At 51.5% G+C, this 16,466-nt stretch carries 15 protein-coding genes; 6 read left to right on the top strand and 9 right to left on the bottom strand.

The genetic code is table 11. From position 1 onward, the window contains the following. Positions 1-3 precede the first annotated feature (3 nt). The 4 genes from ETG88_RS09710 (at position 4) to ETG88_RS09695 (ending at position 5,344) form a co-directional block, all read left to right on the top strand. Entirely contained in the window at positions 4-1,107 is a 1,104-nt protein-coding gene (locus tag ETG88_RS09710) for an HlyD family secretion protein (RefSeq protein ID WP_100777097.1), read from the top strand. Continuing rightward, positions 1,104-2,675, top strand: coding sequence for a DHA2 family efflux MFS transporter permease subunit (locus ETG88_RS09705; RefSeq protein WP_129035311.1), 1,572 nt, complete (start codon positions 1,104-1,106; stop codon positions 2,673-2,675). The genes ETG88_RS09710 and ETG88_RS09705 overlap by 4 nt, the downstream gene beginning before the upstream one ends. Then, a complete protein-coding gene (locus tag ETG88_RS09700) occupies positions 2,675-4,198 on the top strand; it encodes an efflux transporter outer membrane subunit (protein ID WP_129035310.1) in 1,524 nt (507 codons plus the stop codon). Before ETG88_RS09705 ends, ETG88_RS09700 begins: the two co-directional genes overlap by 1 nt. Before the next feature lie 108 nt (positions 4,199-4,306). Continuing rightward, on the top strand, positions 4,307-5,344 hold the full coding sequence (locus tag ETG88_RS09695; RefSeq protein WP_102105201.1) for an aldo/keto reductase: 1,038 nt from the start codon (positions 4,307-4,309) through the stop codon (positions 5,342-5,344). Between the two features lie 499 nt (positions 5,345-5,843). On the opposite strand, the gene ETG88_RS09690 is transcribed toward ETG88_RS09695, so the two are convergent. The 9 genes from ETG88_RS09690 to ETG88_RS09650 all read right to left on the bottom strand — a co-directional run bounded on the left by ETG88_RS09690 (position 5,844) and on the right by ETG88_RS09650 (position 14,352). Then, positions 5,844-6,368: a fimbrial protein gene (locus tag ETG88_RS09690; protein ID WP_129035309.1), complete on the bottom strand. Its 525-nt coding sequence runs from the start codon at positions 6,366-6,368 to the stop codon at positions 5,844-5,846. A gap of 22 nt (positions 6,369-6,390) precedes the next feature. Then, positions 6,391-6,918: a fimbrial protein gene (locus ETG88_RS09685; RefSeq protein WP_129035308.1), complete on the bottom strand. Its 528-nt coding sequence runs from the start codon at positions 6,916-6,918 to the stop codon at positions 6,391-6,393. A gap of 80 nt (positions 6,919-6,998) precedes the next feature. Further along, positions 6,999-7,523, bottom strand: coding sequence for a fimbrial protein (locus ETG88_RS09680; protein ID WP_129035307.1), 525 nt, complete (start codon positions 7,521-7,523; stop codon positions 6,999-7,001). Positions 7,524-7,527: 4 nt separating this feature from the next. Next, positions 7,528-8,565 (bottom strand): fimbrial protein, encoded by a 1,038-nt coding sequence (locus ETG88_RS09675; RefSeq protein ID WP_164971790.1) that lies wholly within the window; start codon positions 8,563-8,565, stop codon positions 7,528-7,530. A 1-nt stretch (position 8,566) separates the two neighbouring features. Beyond that, complete coding sequence (locus ETG88_RS09670; protein ID WP_129035305.1) at positions 8,567-11,179, bottom strand: fimbria/pilus outer membrane usher protein; 2,613 nt, start codon at positions 11,177-11,179, stop codon at positions 8,567-8,569. 45 nt (positions 11,180-11,224) lie between these two features. Next, a complete protein-coding gene (locus ETG88_RS09665) occupies positions 11,225-11,917 on the bottom strand; it encodes a fimbrial biogenesis chaperone (protein ID WP_129035304.1) in 693 nt (230 codons plus the stop codon). A gap of 134 nt (positions 11,918-12,051) precedes the next feature. Next, positions 12,052-12,594 carry a fimbrial protein gene (locus ETG88_RS09660; RefSeq protein ID WP_129035303.1) on the bottom strand — a complete coding sequence of 181 codons (543 nt, stop codon included), beginning with the start codon at positions 12,592-12,594 and terminating at the stop codon, positions 12,052-12,054. A 461-nt stretch (positions 12,595-13,055) separates the two neighbouring features. Beyond that, a complete protein-coding gene (locus tag ETG88_RS09655; RefSeq protein ID WP_164971789.1) occupies positions 13,056-13,994 on the bottom strand; it encodes a LysR family transcriptional regulator in 939 nt (312 codons plus the stop codon). Positions 13,995-14,088: 94 nt separating this feature from the next. Then, positions 14,089-14,352, bottom strand: coding sequence for a hypothetical protein (locus tag ETG88_RS09650; RefSeq protein ID WP_100777085.1), 264 nt, complete (start codon positions 14,350-14,352; stop codon positions 14,089-14,091). Positions 14,353-14,651: 299 nt separating this feature from the next. Here ETG88_RS09650 and ETG88_RS09645 point away from each other — a divergent pair, with 299 nt between their 5' ends. Together ETG88_RS09645 and ETG88_RS09640 are read left to right on the top strand one after the other, a co-directional pair. Continuing rightward, on the top strand, positions 14,652-15,194 hold the full coding sequence (locus ETG88_RS09645; protein ID WP_129035302.1) for a fimbrial protein: 543 nt from the start codon (positions 14,652-14,654) through the stop codon (positions 15,192-15,194). A 61-nt stretch (positions 15,195-15,255) separates the two neighbouring features. Beyond that, on the top strand, positions 15,256-16,466 hold a 1,211-nt coding region (locus ETG88_RS09640; RefSeq protein WP_252152565.1), incomplete at its 3' end, for a fimbria/pilus outer membrane usher protein.

Genomic DNA, 16,466 nt, shown 5'->3' with positions numbered 1-16,466 from the left:
CATATGGCAGAGACAAACGAAAACGCTGAACAAAACGAAAGCGCAGATCAAAACGAAAAAAGCGAGCGCAAACGCCCGGGTAAAAAGCCCCTCATTATCCTTGGGATAGTGGTGGTCATCATGGTTATCGTGGCGCTGGTGTGGTGGCTTCTGACCCGAAATGAAGAGACCACCGACGATGCGTTTACCGATGCAGATGTGGTGACTATTGCCCCGAAAGCAGCGGGCTACGTTACCGAACTGCGCGTGCGTGATAATCAGCGGGTGAAAAAGGGCGATCTACTGGTCGTTATCGATCCGCGTGACACCACCGCTCAGCGCGATCAGGCGCAGGCGCAGTTAGGGCTGGCCGTGGCGCAGTTGCACCAGGCACAGGCTCAACTGGCGCTCTCAAAAGTGCAATATCCGGCCCAGCGGGACGAAGCGAAAGCGCAGGTGCTGAAAGCGCAGGCGGATATGGCGAATGCGCAGGCTGAATACCGCCGTCAGCGCGGTGTCGATCCGCGCGCCACCACGCAACAAAGTATTGATTCTGCGAACGCCCAGTTGCGCAGCGCTCAGGCCGGTCTGGCCAGCGCCCAGGCACAGCTGGAAGTGGCGGAGCAGGTTCAGCTCCAGATCCGCCAGCAGGAAACCAACGTCGAAGCGCGTGAACGCCAGGTCGATCAGGCGAAAGCTCAGCTCGAAACCGCCACGCTGAATCTCTCTTACACCGAAGTGCGCGCCCCGTTTGATGGGTTTGTCACCAAACGTAACGTCCAGCCGGGTACCCTGGTGCAGGCCGGAACGGCGCTCTTTTCGCTGGTCTCACCGGATATCTGGGTGGTGGCGAACTTTAAAGAGTCGCAGCTTGAGCGTATGCGTCCGGGCAATAAAGTGGCGATCACCGTTGATGCCTGGCCGGACATGAAGCTGGAAGGGCATATCGACAGTATTCAGCAGGGGAGCGGCGCGCGTTTCTCGGCCTTCCCGGCGGAAAATGCTACCGGCAACTTTGTGAAAATCGTGCAGCGCGTCCCCGTGAAAATCGTTATCGACAAAGGGCTGGACCCGAACATGCCTCTGCCGCTGGGCCTCTCCGTTGAGCCGAAGGTCACGCTGGAATGACGGATCACAGCCACGACAACTGGCGGCCCGCCAGTAATCCCTGGGCGGTGGCGATTGTGGTCACGCTCGCGGTGTTTATGGAGATCCTTGATACCACCATCGTTAACGTGGCGCTGCCGCACGTGGCAGGCTCGCTCTCGGCAAGCTACGACGAGTCGACCTGGGTGCTCACCAGCTATCTGGTTGCCAACGGTATTGTGCTGCCCATCTCCGCGTTTCTGAGCCGGGTGTTTGGGCGCAAGCAGTTCTTCCTGATCTGTATCGTGATGTTCACCATCTGCTCCTTTCTGTGCGGTATCGCGACGGAGCTGTGGCAAATCATTCTGTTTCGCATCATGCAGGGCTTTTTTGGTGGCGGCCTTCAGCCGACGCAGCAGTCGGTGCTGCTCGATTACTTCAAACCAGAGGATCGCGGCAAAGCCTTTGGCCTGTCGTCGATTGCGATCATCGTCGCCCCGGTGCTGGGGCCGACGCTCGGCGGCTGGATTACCGATAACTACTCCTGGCGCTGGGTCTTTTTTATCAATATTCCCGTTGGGATCGTGACGGTACTGGCGATTTATCAGCTGCTTGAAGATCCGCCCTGGGAGCGTAAATCCGAAGAGAAACTGAGTATCGACTGGACCGGGATTGGCCTTATCGCCCTGGGGCTCGGCTGCCTGCAGGTGATGCTCGATCGCGGCGAAGATGACGACTGGTTCTATTCAAACTTTATCCGCACCTTTGCGGTCCTGACGCTTATTGGCATTATCGGCGCGATTTACTGGCTCCTGTATGCCAAAAAACCGGTGGTCGATCTGCGCTGCATGAAGGACAAAAACTTTGCCGTCGCCAGCCTCTTAATGGCCGGAATGGCGATGATTTTGTACGGCAGTTCGGTTGTGATCCCGCAGCTTGCCCAGCAGGATTTGGGTTACACCGCCACCTGGTCGGGGATGGTGCTCTCGCCCGGTGCGGTGCTGATTGTCCTGACCATTCCGCTGGTGTTAAAGCTGATGCCCGTCGTGCAGACGCGCTGGATCATCGCCTTTGGTTTTGCCTGTCTCGCGGTGTCGTTCTTCTGGTCGCGAACCTTAACGCCGGATATCGATTTCGAAACCCTGGTGCTGTTTCGTAGCGCCCAGTCGTTCGGGCTGGGGTTCCTGTTTGTTCCACTCACCACCATTGCGTTTATTTCGATACCGAGGCGGCTTAACGCCGACGCCGCCGCGCTGTTTACCATGTTCCGTAACGTCGCGGGTTCGATTGGGATCTCGCTTTCCACCGCCGCAATCACGGAGCGTGCGCAGACGCACAGCGCACATCTGGCCTATCACGCGTCGCCTTTTAATGAGCAGTTCCAGCTGGCGCTGCGGGAGTCGGCGCAGGCCATTCAGAACTTCACTACTCAGATCGGCAATCCGCTGGATATCGCTACCGGACGCATGTACCAGACCATGATTGAACAGTCGCGCTTCCTGGCCTACGTGGACGTTTTCACGATCCTGAGCGCGGTGGCGCTAATACTGATCCCGTTTTGTTTGTTGCTCTCGCCGGTGAAAAGCGAGGGGAGTGCAGGAGCACATTGATGATGTACAGACGTTTATCCCCCCTGTTTTTAATGCTGCTGTTAGCGGGGTGCGCCGTAGGGCCTGATTACCAGCCGCCCGCACCGCAGACGCCTACGACATGGAACGATCCTGGCGATGCGAGCGCGAAGTCTCAAACGCAGAGCAGCGCGGTAAACCCGCGCTGGTGGAAAACGTTTGGCTCCGCGCAGCTCGACAGCTTGGTTGAGCGGGCGATTGCCGGAAACCTCTCGCTGCAGCAAACCGTCCTGCGCATCGCCGGTGCCCGCGAACAGATAAACCAGGCGGGCGGGGCGTTTTATCCCTCGGTGAACGGTAATCTGCAGGCGACCCGCCAGCAGCTGGGACTGGAGGGGGAGCTAAAATCGCATGGCGTTTACGATCAGCTGGATGACGTTGACCCCGATCTGAAAGGGGCGCTGGGGCCGCTCACCCAGCCGATAAATCTCTATCAGGGAAGTTTTGATGCCCAATGGGAACTCGATCTGTGGGGCAAAGTGCGTCGTCAGGTGGAAGGTGCCGAAGCCCAGCAGCGTGCGGCTATCGAACAGCGCAACGACGCCCTGGTCTCACTGGAAGCGGAGGTGGCGCGGGCCTGGCTGCAACTGCGCGGGGCGCAAAGCGTGATGGCGACGCTCAATACGCAAATTGAGAGCGCACAGCAAACGCTCGATCTGACCGAAAGCCGCCAGCGTGGCGGTCTGTCACCGCAGATGGACGTGGAAAACGCCCGCGCGCAGCTGGGCAATCTGGAAGCGCAACTGCCGCAGTATCAGGCCCAGGAGCGTCAGGCGATGAACGGTCTGGCGATTCTGCTGGGTAAACCGCCGGGTGCGCTGGACAGCGAGCTGCGTTCCGTCCAGCCGCTGCCCGCATTGCCTGACATTGTGCCGACAGGTATTCCGTCGACGCTCGCCCGTCGCCGTCCGGACGTGCGTGAGGCGGAGGCCAATCTTCACGCCGCGACAGCGCAAATTGGTGTCTCCGTTGCCGAGCTGTTCCCGAGCGTGTCGCTCTCCGGCCAGTTTGGCCTGCGCAACAGTGAAACCAACTGGCTCACCGACTGGAGCAGCCATTTCTATAGCGTCGGTCCGCAGGTGTCGATCCCGATTTTCCAGGGCGGACGACTGGTTTCGAGCGTCAAAGTGGCGCGTGCGCAGCAGGGCGCCGCCGTGCTCGATTATCGTCAGACGGTGCTCACCGCGCTCGGCGATGTGGAAAACGCGCTGGTGAGCTATCGCACCGACCAGCAGCGGGAAGCGGGCTTAGGCAAAACCATCGACGCGCTGCAAAACGCGTTCGATCTGGCGAGCGACAGCTATCGTCAAGGGATCGCCAGCTTTATCGACGTGCTGGATGCTCAGCGCCAGCTGGCTCAGGCGCAGCAGCAGCGCGCGCAGTCGCAGGTGCAGAGTGCTCTCGATCTGGTGGCGCTCTACAAGGCCCTCGGCGGAGGCTGGGAGCCGTATCAGCAGGTAAATTTGCCGGACTATTCGGTGTTTGGCGACGCCCCGCGCGGATAATGTTCAGAGGATTGGGCAAGAAACAAACAGGAACGCCACATTCGCATTTTGCAGGCGCGGGGTATAACTGTCCGGCACCCATCAAACGAACATTGTGAGGAACGTCATATGCGTTATCAAAAACTGGGCAATACCGGTCTGTTTGTTTCTGAGCTTTGCCTTGGCACCATGACCTTCGGCGGGGAAGGTGGCATGTGGGGAAAAATCGGCCAGCTTCAGCAGAGCGATGCGGAAAAACTGGTTGGCCGTGCGCTGGATGCCGGGATTAACTTTATTGATACTGCGAACGTCTATTCAGAAGGGCGCTCGGAGGAGATCACCGGCCAGGCGCTGAAAAACCTCAAAATCCCGCGCGAAAACGTCGTTGTCGCCACCAAAGTGTTCGGTGAAACCGGCACCGCAGGCGTTAACTCACGCGGCAGTTCGCGTTATCACATCATCAGCAGCGTTAAAGAGAGCCTGCGCCGTATGCAGCTCGATCATATCGATCTCTATCAACTGCACGGTTTCGATCCGGCAACGCCGATCGAAGAGACGCTCTATGCCCTCGATAATCTGGTGCAACATGGCCATGTGCGCTACATCGGTGTCTCTAACTGGGCGGCATGGCAGATTGCGAAAGCGCTGGGGATCTCCGAGCGTCTCGGGCTGGCGCGTTTTGCCTCGCTACAGGCGTACTACACCATTGCCGGGCGCGATCTGGAACGTGAACTGGTGCCGATGCTGCAAAGCGAAGGCGTAGGGCTGATGGTCTGGAGCCCGCTAGCGGGTGGTTTGCTGAGCGGCAAATACGGTCGTGACGGCCAGAGCGAGGCGGGTGGACGTCGTCTGGAGTTCGATTTCCCGCCGGTGGAAAAAGAGCGCGCGTTCGACTGCGTGGACGTGATGCGCACCATAGCCGAAAGCAAGGGCGTTTCAGTCGCGCAAATCGCGCTGGCGTGGCTGCTGCATCAGAAAGTGGTGAGCAGCGTTATCATCGGAGCCAAACGCGTGGATCAGCTGGATGACAACATTGCCGCAACGAATATTCGCCTGAGTGATGACGAACTGAAACAGCTCGACGCCGTCAGCGCGCTGCCGCGGGAATATCCGGGCTGGATGCTGGAGCGACAGGGTGAATATCGCCAGAATCAATTGAAAGGGTAATGGTCATTAGTCAGGCGGTACTGTATTCATTTCGCTTCTAATATCAACGAAGATGCTCGCAATGTCGGAGAAGTAACAAGTGTCTGTATAAGATTTACTATCAGGCTTAAAGAGATTGTTATCCGTACTCTCTGACAGTTGAGCGCATTGAATCAATAACGCCGCCTGTGTACTGCACCCATTTTGTGGGACTCTCAAACTTGAGAGTCCCATGTCCGGACGTAATATTTCTTTTAAGAACGTCTGGAAGTCTTTATGCGCTATTTTTCCAGCATCAAGGCTATCGTTTAACTTTATCTCGGTTCAACATTCGTAAACCCAGGTGAGGATCTGATTTGCAGCTTGTGATTATTGTAGTGATGAGGAATTAAGCCCAAAGGTAACGGTGTATCTATCGACAGGCATGGGAACTGATGTGAATTGAAGTAAACAGATTACGGCACAAAGAATCATAAAGTAACGCTTTCTGGTAAAGGCAGCATCAGAGATGCTGCCTTTGTTACCCATAAATAAAGCTCAGTTCCATTTGCGCTGCCACGTTGCCGGTGGTTGCTCCCCCTTTAGGCGAAATCATCCGCGCTTTCATGGGGAATGAAGCGGTATGCGACAAAGGATCAATGCCAATTGACAGGGTCGCGCCGGGATTGAGCGCTTTACCTTCTGCCTCACTGGTCACATCAATAGCCACTTGGGTGCTTGAGCCGGTGTTTTTGTAGTACTGCGGATCTACCGGATCCGCGGTACCACTTAACGTCAGCTTCACCGTGGTGCTTGTAGCCGGGCACTTTTCCAACTCGACTTTAAATTCTACCCAGGGCGAACTGCTGCCAGCGGTAGTAAAATTTGACGATGTAAAAGAGCCCAAATCAACGTTCGGTATAGCCACCAATAGACAAGGAGAGGCCGTTACCGTTGCATTCACCGCTACGCTGGTATCCCCTCCCGCGATGCAAGGTAAAGAGGGGAGCAGTATGGCAGCCATGCAGCCGGAAATAAGCCGCGTTCTGCTATTGAATTTGCCCATAATTTACCTGCCGCTTGATGAATTAATGATAGGCGAAGGTCACATCAACGGCCGTGGTATAAACACCCGGCATGATGTTGCCACTGATGGAATGCATGCGCGCTTTCACTTTAAACTCAGCGGCATTGTTCACGGTATTCACGGTATAGGTATTTTTGGTACTAGTGATTAACGTTGCATCCGATTTCGCCAGCTGAATGCTGCCGGTGCTCACTGCCGCATTGCTCGAATCTTTCATCTGATAGCCGTCAGTGTCGCCGGAAACAGCCGTACCGCTGAAAACGGCATCCACGGATTTGGTGGTGGCAGGGCAGCCAGAGAGTGAAATCGTGGCTTCAGACGACCAGTCTGAGTTGGCGTCAGCGGTCGCCACATCGGCGGCATTCAGACTAAAGTCAATCGGAATGGACGTTGGGGCTTTGGTGGTACAGGATGCTGCGGTCACCGTTGCCGTAATATTTATGGTGGTATCGGCCGCCTGAGCATTGGCCGCTGAAATGATGCCCATCAGTGCCAACGTGGTCAGAATCGTTACTTTTTTGTCGTGCATGAGAATTCCTTTTTTACTTTCCATTCATAGATAATTAAAAGCGCTCTGTCGTGATGAGCGATTGTTGTCACAATAACGAATTAGTTATAAATAAAGCTTGCGGTAATAATCGCTTTGACTTGTCCTGGCGTCGCAGGGCCATGACCGTTGTTTAACAAACGTGCTTTCAATGGAATTGAAAGATCGCTCTGCTGCGGGTCGAGATCGAAAACCTTCAAATAGCCATTCTGATAGCTATGATTTTCTTCATCGCCTGACAGCTCAATCATGACGTTTTCCGCCGTCCCCTCATTTTTATAGAACTGAATATCCTTGTCCGGTGTGCCTGCCATTGTCATGCTTACCCGAGAACCGGGTTCACAATCGACCAGTTCAATGCTATATCCGCTATTCCAGTCTGTGGCATCACCGAGAGTCGCCAGCGTGTTGGCACCTATTGCATCTTTAAAAATAATATCCACATTATTTGTTTTTACTTCACAGGTGGCGGCGACGACTAACCCACTGTAATTAATGGTGACAGTATTAACTTCACTTGCATGCACGTGTGCAGTAAAACAAAATATGGCTTGCAGTACGCCCGTTAAATATAATTTATTCATCATATTCTTACCTGTACTCAAAGTTTACCGTTACGGTATTGGCAAACTCACCGAGAGCGATAGCACCATCGTTATATCTGACTGGTTTAGCAACGATGTTATAATTCTTGCTGTTGGTATAAAGCGTATCTTTTCTGGCAGTTGATAAATCAACGGGTTGTGCGTTATCTTGCCATGTGAGTTTAAGACCCAAATTGTCGCGACTGGTCTTCGCTATTCCCCCGGCTGCATCATAGCTGCCGTTACCTGATGCGACTGAGATTTTGATCGGCGTCTGACTGCTGTTGCAGGTGACACCAATCGTTGCGACCTTTTCTTCGGCAAGGTTATTAATAATGTCTTTTGATGTCAGGGCATCCCAGCGGATATCAATCGTTTTATCTGTGTCTACTACACATGTGGTTGCTTTTAGATTGACGGTTACGTTGAGTGTGACTTTTCCAAGCCACTTATAGTAATCCCCTCTAGTTTTATCATAAGCTTCAACTTGTCCCAGTGTGCCGGAATATTTATACGTACCGGGCACGGCCCCGTTAGATCCCTGGCTTGAAACGAGTGAAAATATCAGCGTAGAGTCTACTGCGAATTCGTGCTCATTTAATTGTTTCAGAGGTATATTGAGCCGGTTGGACGTCGCATAATTTATGCCGCCGTCTGTATTTTCATAACCCACCATGAAGGCTAATTTCTCTGCGTTACCCGAGTTGGGGAGGAGTGCATATTGCCCTTCGGCGGATGCACCAGCTGGATATACGCCACCCGCTAAACTGAGTGAGTAATATATTTCATGCATTGACGTATCGTCTTCAGTAGACGCACAGTACAAATCATGATCGGTCAGGACCTTAGTGAGGACATAATCCCCCTCACTGATTAAATCTGTATTATCCTGTGAGATATAGGCGTTTATTGTTCCGGAAAACGTAATCATTGCGGAAGCATTACATTTGAGTGCGTCCACTGCTAATACTTTATATGAAGGTACGAAAAACAGTAAAAGTAAAATGAGCAAAGGTGATTTTATTTTCATCAATATATCCATCATTTTATCCCTTGTTTGCCAACTGGCATTTTGCAATGACGGCAGGCAAAGCCTGCGCCATATCATCGGCACTCAACTGATAGTGAATTTTGCACTGCTGGTCAGCCCCTTTGCCCCACTGAGCAATCAGGATGCCTTTCTCCGGTAAACCACTTAAATAAGTCACACCCTGTTCGCCGACAATGCCTGCGTTGGCATCTTCTTTTTGGGTATTTTCCGCAAGCAGGGCGACGGTGGCGCCAAATGGCAATGGGGTGCCGTCCTGACGCGTTAAGGTCATCATCACGCGATAGCCTACACGTGCGTTGAAACGGGCTTTGACTACCGCACCGCGGGTAGGGATAACGTCTCTGGCGCTCTCATCGATTTCGACCTTGTCGCCGACGCTGGTGGTATCGAGGCTCACACGGGTGCGACGGTACGGGCTGATATAGGGCACGATAGCGTAGCCACGGAAATCGGTTTGCACCCCGGTGTTGTTCAGGACCCGGGTGTTATCCGCGCCCGGTGCCGCCACCAGCGCTACGGTTTCGCCCAGTGGTTGTGAGAGGGTGATGCCTTCACTGTGTGCCACCACACCGCCCTGCAAACCGTAGTTCACTCGGTGCTGGTCTTTGCTGTAGCTGTAGCCGACGTTGCTGTTCCCGTACTGACCCTGATAATTCAGACTGGCATTACCGCTGTTACCTTCACCCTGATTGGTATAACCCTGAGAAACGCTGTAGTTCAGGTTGTTGTCGTCCAGCAGCGAACCACTGATACCGGTGTTTTGCTGCACGCGTCCGTCAGAGTCATGGCTGACGCTGTAGTTGGCCCACGCCGATTTAAGCCAGCGGTCGAGCTGGATCGACACGGAAAGTGATACCTGACGGTCGTGCTTATCATCGGCCATCGAGTTATCGGAGTAGGCGATGTTATAGCTGATCCCATGCCAGGTGTTGCTGTAACCGGTTTGCAGCGTCTGCTCTTTGCTATCGTCCCAGTAATCCTGCACGCTGGCGGAAAAATAGAGCGAGCCGCCGTTTTCACCGAGCTGCTGGTTAACGGAACCATCCACACGACTGCGTTTATGCGTGCGGATGTTGTAGTCGCTGTAGTCAGTATCTTCGTCGTTGAGTACGACGGAATCATCGAGGCTGTAGAAGCCGCTGGTGGAGTAGCGATAGCCTACCAGACGGAAATCAGTATCGGTCTCGGCGAAGGTCTTCGCATACAGGAAACGGTATGATTGCCCTTGCGAGGTTTCCCCTTCTGGCAGTTTGGTCCGCGCCTGGGTCACGTCAACCGAAATGGCACCCAGCTCGCCGAGGTTTTGACCGATCCCGACGGCGGCGGCGGCGTAGTTCTGCGTGCCCTGCATCCCGCCATATAGCGTGACGCCTTTACCGAAACCATGAATCAGCGTGAACTGGCCGAAGTCCGGTTTTTCAGAACCATAGCCGTTGCGGTACTGACCCGCGGTGAGGCTGAATTTGGTGTGGCCTTCGCGCTGTAAAATAGGGACCGAGGCATAAGGCTGAACGAAGGTCTGAGTGGTGCCGTCTTCTTCTTTAACTTTGACGGTTAAATCACCGCCGTCGGCGCTCGGGTAGAGATCGGTAATCTCAAAGGCGCCCGGGGTGACGTAGGTCTGGTAAACGGTGTAACCATTTTGTTCGATGGTGACCTGGGCGTTAGTTTTGGCTATGCCGCGGATCACCGGTGCAAAGTTCTTTAAGCTATCGGGCACCATGTCATCGTCAGAGGCCAGTTGCGCTCCGCGGAATTGCAAACTGTCAAACACGTCCGCATTGGAATAACTGTCTCCCAGCGTTAGCGCGGCTTTTAACGCCGCGATGGAGCGCTGCACATAAGTATTGACGTTGTTAAAGGTTCGCTCGCCGTTGTTATCATTCCAGGTGGAGTAATTGCGTAAGCGCCAGGCGCCCAGATTTACACCACTGCGCAGATTAAGGTAGTAGCTGTCCTGGTTATCGTTGCCGTTGGCACCCGAGAAGTTGTAGTTGAGCAGCAATGCTGGAATGCCTTCATCCCAGAGTGACGGGTCAACATAACCGCGAGCGGCACTGGACATCAGCTTTTGGGGAATGCTGATATCCAGGCGCTGTTGTTCAAAATCAAACGTCGTTTTCGCCGAGGGAATGGATTGCAGCAGAGAACTGCATTGTTCCGTTGATGCACTGACTGGTGACGATGTGGCCTCGCCACGTTGCACCAGCGCCAGTGCGGCATCGGTTTTTAAGCCGTAGGAGCTTAATGTCTCATCAGAGAGGCAGGGGATGAGGCCCGTGCTGTCGCCCCTTGAAAATGCACTTTTATCCGGATTGGTGATAAATTCAACTTCACGGTGATCGACGATATTCTTATTCATGTAGATATCGACCGTGTATTTACCCGGGGCCTGGCCGCCTGCCTTCGATGAAAACGCAGAGAGATCGCTGACTTCGGTATCTGAATCAATTTGCTCCAGAAACGCAGGGTTAAATCCTCCGGCATAACTGCCACCAGAAAAAAGTGAAATAATAAATGCGCTAAGGGCAGAATATTTAAAACTATTCTGGGTGAAAGAGCCTAACCGTGCCGTTTGGCTCGTATGTTTTTTTTCTAACAGCAGCATGTTATTCTCTTGTAAGAAAATGGTGTTATTTATTTCGCTTTGAAATTAATTTGCGACTGCGGTTAAAGGCTCTGAAACGCCACCAAAATCATTGATAAAGGTAAAGCTCACATTATTACCGGCACCTTCTGGCATCTCGTAATGTGTTTCTGATTTTGGCAATACCATATTGATATCTTTGACGGGTTTGCCTGAGACATTAATCTCATTGAAACTCACGGAATACGCGGTCGGGTTCTTAACCACTAAATCTTTACCCTGATGTCTCCACTGCAGATGTGACCCGGCCTCGCTGGCATTGCCATGCAGGCCTGTAGGGCGGTAGAACAACTTGATCCGCGTTTTAATGGCGAGCTGAAGGGTGTTCTGCGCATCGGCGTTTTCTGGTACAGGCGGTATCGCTTTTACGTTGACGTAGAAAACGGATTCGCGATCGCCGGGTAAATCACCCGCGGTTTTCATAATGCGCATCATATTTTCTTTTTCCGCATTCAATCTGAACAGCGGAGGCGTAATAGCAAATGGGACTTTTTTATTGCCATTGGCATCATCAATCCATGACTGAACCAGAAAATACTGATCGGCATTCTTATTATTTATGGTGAGTGACGCTTCTTTGTTTTTGGCGTCATATACCACGCGGGTAGCGCCTAATACAATACCACCGGAACCTGCGGCAAATGCAGACTGGGATGCAACAAGTAAAGCAAGCGAAGAGATAATTAATTTACCGTACATAATAATAACCTACAGTGAATGAAAACCGGAATCAGGACAAACGAATTCCATTCTGTCTTTAACAGAACAACGACTCCGAACCCGGTTTTATATTTCTATGCGACGTTAAAGCACACAGAGGTTCATGTTAAATTTTACTGGTAGGTGATTGTGAAGTCGCTGGTTGCGTTCGCATCACCGGTGGTTGCTTTGCCAAATGCTTTGTAGTTCGCTGTGAAGTAAAGCGACTGGGAAGCAACGTTTGGCGTCAGGGTCATAGCGCCAGACTGCGTGTTAGGCGAAATCACGGTGCCTTTTGCATCAGAAATCTCAATCCCTACGTTGGTGGCAACGGTGCCCGCGTCGGTGCCATCAGATGAGGAGATGTTGAATAAGGTTGTATCTTCAGTTGGGCTGGATCCGCCGAATGAAATCTGTGCCGATTTCACCGCCGCAGTACAATTTAGCAGATCGATCTGGAAATTCTTAGCAGTTGAACGTTCGCCAGATGAGGCCAGATCTGCCGCCGGTACGGTGCCCAGCATCACGTTTTGGTTCTGTGACGGTATGGAAACCGTGCATGGTGCATCAGCAATTTTGCCCTGGAAATTCACAGTACCGTCTGCCGCCAGTGCGGATGCAGAAACAAAACCAGCCAAAGAGATCATGGCGCAAAGAGTATTCTTCTTGAAAGTCATAATATTTCCTTATTAGGGCATTTAAAAACCCGTTAAATGAACCAGTAACGCAAACTTAAAATTGCACAACTATTCCAGGGTGTACGGCCAAAGATGAGTAAGCGACGGAGAGAGTCATCTGGTAAGAAGATTCAAATTCGGCAGATGCAAGATAGTGGAAAGCTGAATTAAAAATAGAGAGGAATCTGAGGTATAAAATGGCTTTTCGTAATAATCAATTAAAATCAATGGGTTGCAATTGTTTTTGTTTTTTTAATGATAACTTAAAGAATTTGTAATTATTGACAGGAGTGAGGGTGATGGCACACTTGTTCGTTCTTTTGATAAATCCTCCGCTATTCAATCTCTAATGCAACAGTGAGTTCTAATAATTACATCGCGCGAATATAGCCTGTCACGGATAATGACAGGCTTGTGTGTAATTAAGTATTTATAAATGTGTGCAATAGAAACGGAATGTATTATTTTTTCGAGAAATTTTCACTCAAATAGTCGAAAAGCCGGGTATTCATTTTTTTATTGAGATTGGTTTTGTTATAACTCATGGCGATTTCGACCGTAGGTAGCTCAATATCGCTCTCCAGCGCTTTAATATTAAAAGCATCTTTGAAGCGGTTGAGCAGCCAGCGAGGGACGATGGCCACTGAATTTGTTGATTCAATGTGGCTGAGAATCGACATAAACGAGGGGCTTCTGAGTGTGAAGTTGCGATCCGCAAGCAGCTTGTTCTCAACGCGCTGACGCGTAATCACCGCCGGCAATTCGTCTGTGTGGATATAACAGAACATTTCTGTTTCGACGTCTTTTTCTCTGAACGTTGTCTCAAGCCGCGGGTGGTTTTTCCGGCAGATAAAGACTAAATCTTCCTCGCCAATCAGAAACGATTTGGTCGACATACCGAGACTCTTGTTCACCCCAAAGACCAGGTCGACCTGCCGTAACGACAGAGAGTCGCTAAAGCTGTCAACCATATTGTCGCTCACACGGTGAACGATTTCACAGGTGATATTCTCGTTTTCGAAAAACTCACTGATGATAGGGATGATTTTTATGGACAAGTAGATAGGGCATTGAATAACCAACTGATTGTAGTATTCAGCCTCTTCAAAATCTTCAATATTGCTGATCAAGGCTTCCAGACTGTCCTTTACTTTAAGATGGAGTTTCGTCGCAATGGTGGTGGCGCGCAGTTTTTGGCCATCACGCAGGAAAAGCGGATCGCCAAAGTAATCTTTAAGTTTTTGAAGCGACTGACTAATACTCGGGGAGGAAGTATGTAGCAGGGTTGCGGCATTTTTGACACTACCCGTGGTATAAACTGCATCCAAAACCATTAAAAGGTTAAGATCAAACTTCCTTATTTTAAGAGACTCCGCGTGTTCTGGCCTCGTTTCGCTCATTCCAGACCTCATTACCTAATGGTTGATCTTTTTGTAGGTAATCATAGTAGCACTGTTCCTGGGAGCGAGTGTACCTCTATGAGAGTGATTCTGGTTACCGTTTAACTTTGCCCATTCGGTCCATCCATTGCGAAAACTCCTCTTCGTAAACATAAACGATTTCCTCGTCTAAATAGTTAAATTCACTTTTTTGTCTGTACGCCATGCAGGGGAATGAGGCGGGCAGATTTTCTGCGATCGCGGCTTCGATTTCATGTGAGTTAAGAAGGCTAGGGTACTCAGCATCATCGCCGGAACTGAGAATTTGCATATACCACTTTTCGTACTCCTCTCGATTGCCCAGAAAAGTGATGTCCATAGCCTAGCTCCAAAATTATTTTATTTAAGGTAACAACTATCCTATGGATGATGCCAGTATCAAATCAACACATAATTTCTTAATGAATCATTTCGATAATTTATCTTCAATTTTTCTTCGGAAACATAATCTATCCCGTAAGATACTTGGATGGCATTATTAATGATTCTTTAACTCCGAAATAAAAAATATCTTATTTAGAAATAAATTTATTACCTTATAATTCATTTGTCGTCACCGTAAGGCCCATTCATTGGCCTCATGACAAACATTCATTAGCATTTTAGGATTTCATTTATATGAAAATTAAAGCATTAACCCTCATAGTTCTGGGCCTGAGCCCAATTGCGTCGTTTGCAGCAGATGGCGATATCACATTCACCGGTAAAGTGACTGCATCGGCCTGTTCACTCAAAGGTTTTAACGGTATGGCGTCTACATCTTCATTGATGTCTCTGGCGAGCGTGAGCCCTGAATCCTTTAATGGCGCAGGGGGTTATGCAGGCATGAAGGATTTCACTATCGATCTGCAGGATTGTGATATCACCACCATGAAAAATGCCCGCGTTTCCTTCAGCGGCACGCCCGATACTGTCGATAACGAAATATTGAAGAACACTGAAACCAACGGCCCTGCTGAGGGTGTCGGTATCGCTATTTTAGAGAATGATGGTGCCACGCTGGTTGATATTAACGGTGGTATACCGTCTCAATCTCAGACGTTAAGTGCGGGCGATACCGAGTTGAAATTCAAAGTGGCTTATAAAGCCAACACCGCTACTCCGGCGGTAACCGCAGGTAATGTCAAAGCCAAAACCTTCGTTGATATTACATATAATTAATATTTTTGGTTTTTAAATTTAATCGCTGGTTAATTATTTGTGATAAAAAAGCAGGCCTCTTTTGAAAAAACATTATTATTCTTTATTAGTGGAAGTTTTCATTTTAGCGTCTGCTTTAGTTTCGTCTTATTCTCAGGCAGCAGCAAACGACAGCGCCTTTGACGCTGACTTCCTGCGCAAAGATTCCCAGGAAATACCCGAACAATTTTATCACCCGGACCAGGTGGACGCGGGGGTGAAAACCGCCGATATCGTGCTCAACGGCCATATTCTGTTTAAAACCAAAGTTGAATTTATTGCCACAAAAGCCGGTGAGAGCGCCACGCCCTGTCTGACCCAGGCGCTGCTGCACCAGATGGGGCTGGACACGCATCTCGACGCACTGGCGAAAGCGGGGAATGAAACCTGCTACGACTTCCTCAAAAAATGGCCGGACGCCCGGATCAGCTACGACGAGTCGATGCAGCAGCTGGTTATCAGCGCCCCGCAGGCGGCGACCAGCGTGGCCGGGCAGACCGAGATGATCGACCCGTCGCTGTGGGATAACGGGGTCAATGCCCTGCGGCTGGGCTACTCCGGCTACGTGTATCACACCGACAACCACAGCGACGATGCGGGTTCGGGCAGCAGCGACAATGCCTACCTGAGCCTCAACTCCGGCGTGAACCTCGGGAGCTGGCGTTTCTACAGCTTTGATACGTTTAACAAATCTGACCTGGGCTGGGAGCAGAACCACGACCGCGCCTATGCCGAACGGGATATTGCGGCGCTGGTCTCACGCTTTACCGCCGGGGACGTGTATGCCAGCACCTCCAGCGACGTGCTGGGGATTTTACCCCTGCGCGGGGTGACGCTGGAGACCAACGCCCAGATGCTGCCGTCGGACACCTTTAGCTACTCGCCGGTGATCCGCGGCGTGGCGCGCAGTAACGCCCGCATCGTTATCCGCCAGCGCGGCAACATTATCTACAGTGAAACCGTCGCCCCCGGCAGCTTCGCCATCAAGGATCTGAATAACGGCCAGATTGGTGCGGACCTGGACGTCACGGTGGAGGAGAGCGACGGCAGCAGGCAGCAGTTCACGGTGCCGTACACCGCGCTGCCGAACATGCTGCGCCCCGGCACCTGGCGCTACAGCCTGAGCGCGGGCCGCTATCGCGATGACGGGCTTTCCTGTCAGCCCCTCGTGGCGCAGGGCAGCCTGCAGTACGGCTGGGACCGGTTCACGCTGAGCGATTTGATTGTGGCGGGGGAAGGGTACCAGTCCATGGC

The sequence above is a fragment of the Lelliottia nimipressuralis genome (assembly GCF_004115925.1).
GTDB classification, from domain to species: Bacteria; Pseudomonadota; Gammaproteobacteria; order Enterobacterales; family Enterobacteriaceae; genus Enterobacter; species Enterobacter nimipressuralis.
Note: the sequence above shows the minus strand (reverse complement) of the source record. Positions and strands in the feature narration are given on the sequence as shown.

Bases quoted from the DNA above. Each gene is read 5' to 3' on its own strand.
- ETG88_RS09650 (WP_100777085.1), bottom strand. From the start codon at position 14,352: ATGGACATCACTTTTCTGGGCAATCGAGAGGAGTACGAAAAGTGGTAT.
- ETG88_RS09700 (WP_129035310.1), top strand. From the start codon at position 2,675: ATGATGTACAGACGTTTATCCCCCCTGTTTTTAATGCTGCTGTTAGCG.
- ETG88_RS09705 (WP_129035311.1), top strand. From the start codon at position 1,104: ATGACGGATCACAGCCACGACAACTGGCGGCCCGCCAGTAATCCCTGG.
- ETG88_RS09710 (WP_100777097.1), top strand. From the start codon at position 4: ATGGCAGAGACAAACGAAAACGCTGAACAAAACGAAAGCGCAGATCAA.
- ETG88_RS09645 (WP_129035302.1), top strand. From the start codon at position 14,652: ATGAAAATTAAAGCATTAACCCTCATAGTTCTGGGCCTGAGCCCAATT.
- ETG88_RS09665 (WP_129035304.1), bottom strand. From the start codon at position 11,917: ATGTACGGTAAATTAATTATCTCTTCGCTTGCTTTACTTGTTGCATCC.
- ETG88_RS09675 (WP_164971790.1), bottom strand. From the start codon at position 8,565: ATGATGGATATATTGATGAAAATAAAATCACCTTTGCTCATTTTACTT.
- ETG88_RS09695 (WP_102105201.1), top strand. From the start codon at position 4,307: ATGCGTTATCAAAAACTGGGCAATACCGGTCTGTTTGTTTCTGAGCTT.
- ETG88_RS09690 (WP_129035309.1), bottom strand. From the start codon at position 6,368: ATGGGCAAATTCAATAGCAGAACGCGGCTTATTTCCGGCTGCATGGCT.
- ETG88_RS09680 (WP_129035307.1), bottom strand. From the start codon at position 7,523: ATGATGAATAAATTATATTTAACGGGCGTACTGCAAGCCATATTTTGT.
- ETG88_RS09660 (WP_129035303.1), bottom strand. From the start codon at position 12,594: ATGACTTTCAAGAAGAATACTCTTTGCGCCATGATCTCTTTGGCTGGT.
- ETG88_RS09670 (WP_129035305.1), bottom strand. From the start codon at position 11,179: ATGCTGCTGTTAGAAAAAAAACATACGAGCCAAACGGCACGGTTAGGC.
- ETG88_RS09655 (WP_164971789.1), bottom strand. From the start codon at position 13,994: ATGAGCGAAACGAGGCCAGAACACGCGGAGTCTCTTAAAATAAGGAAG.
- ETG88_RS09685 (WP_129035308.1), bottom strand. From the start codon at position 6,918: ATGCACGACAAAAAAGTAACGATTCTGACCACGTTGGCACTGATGGGC.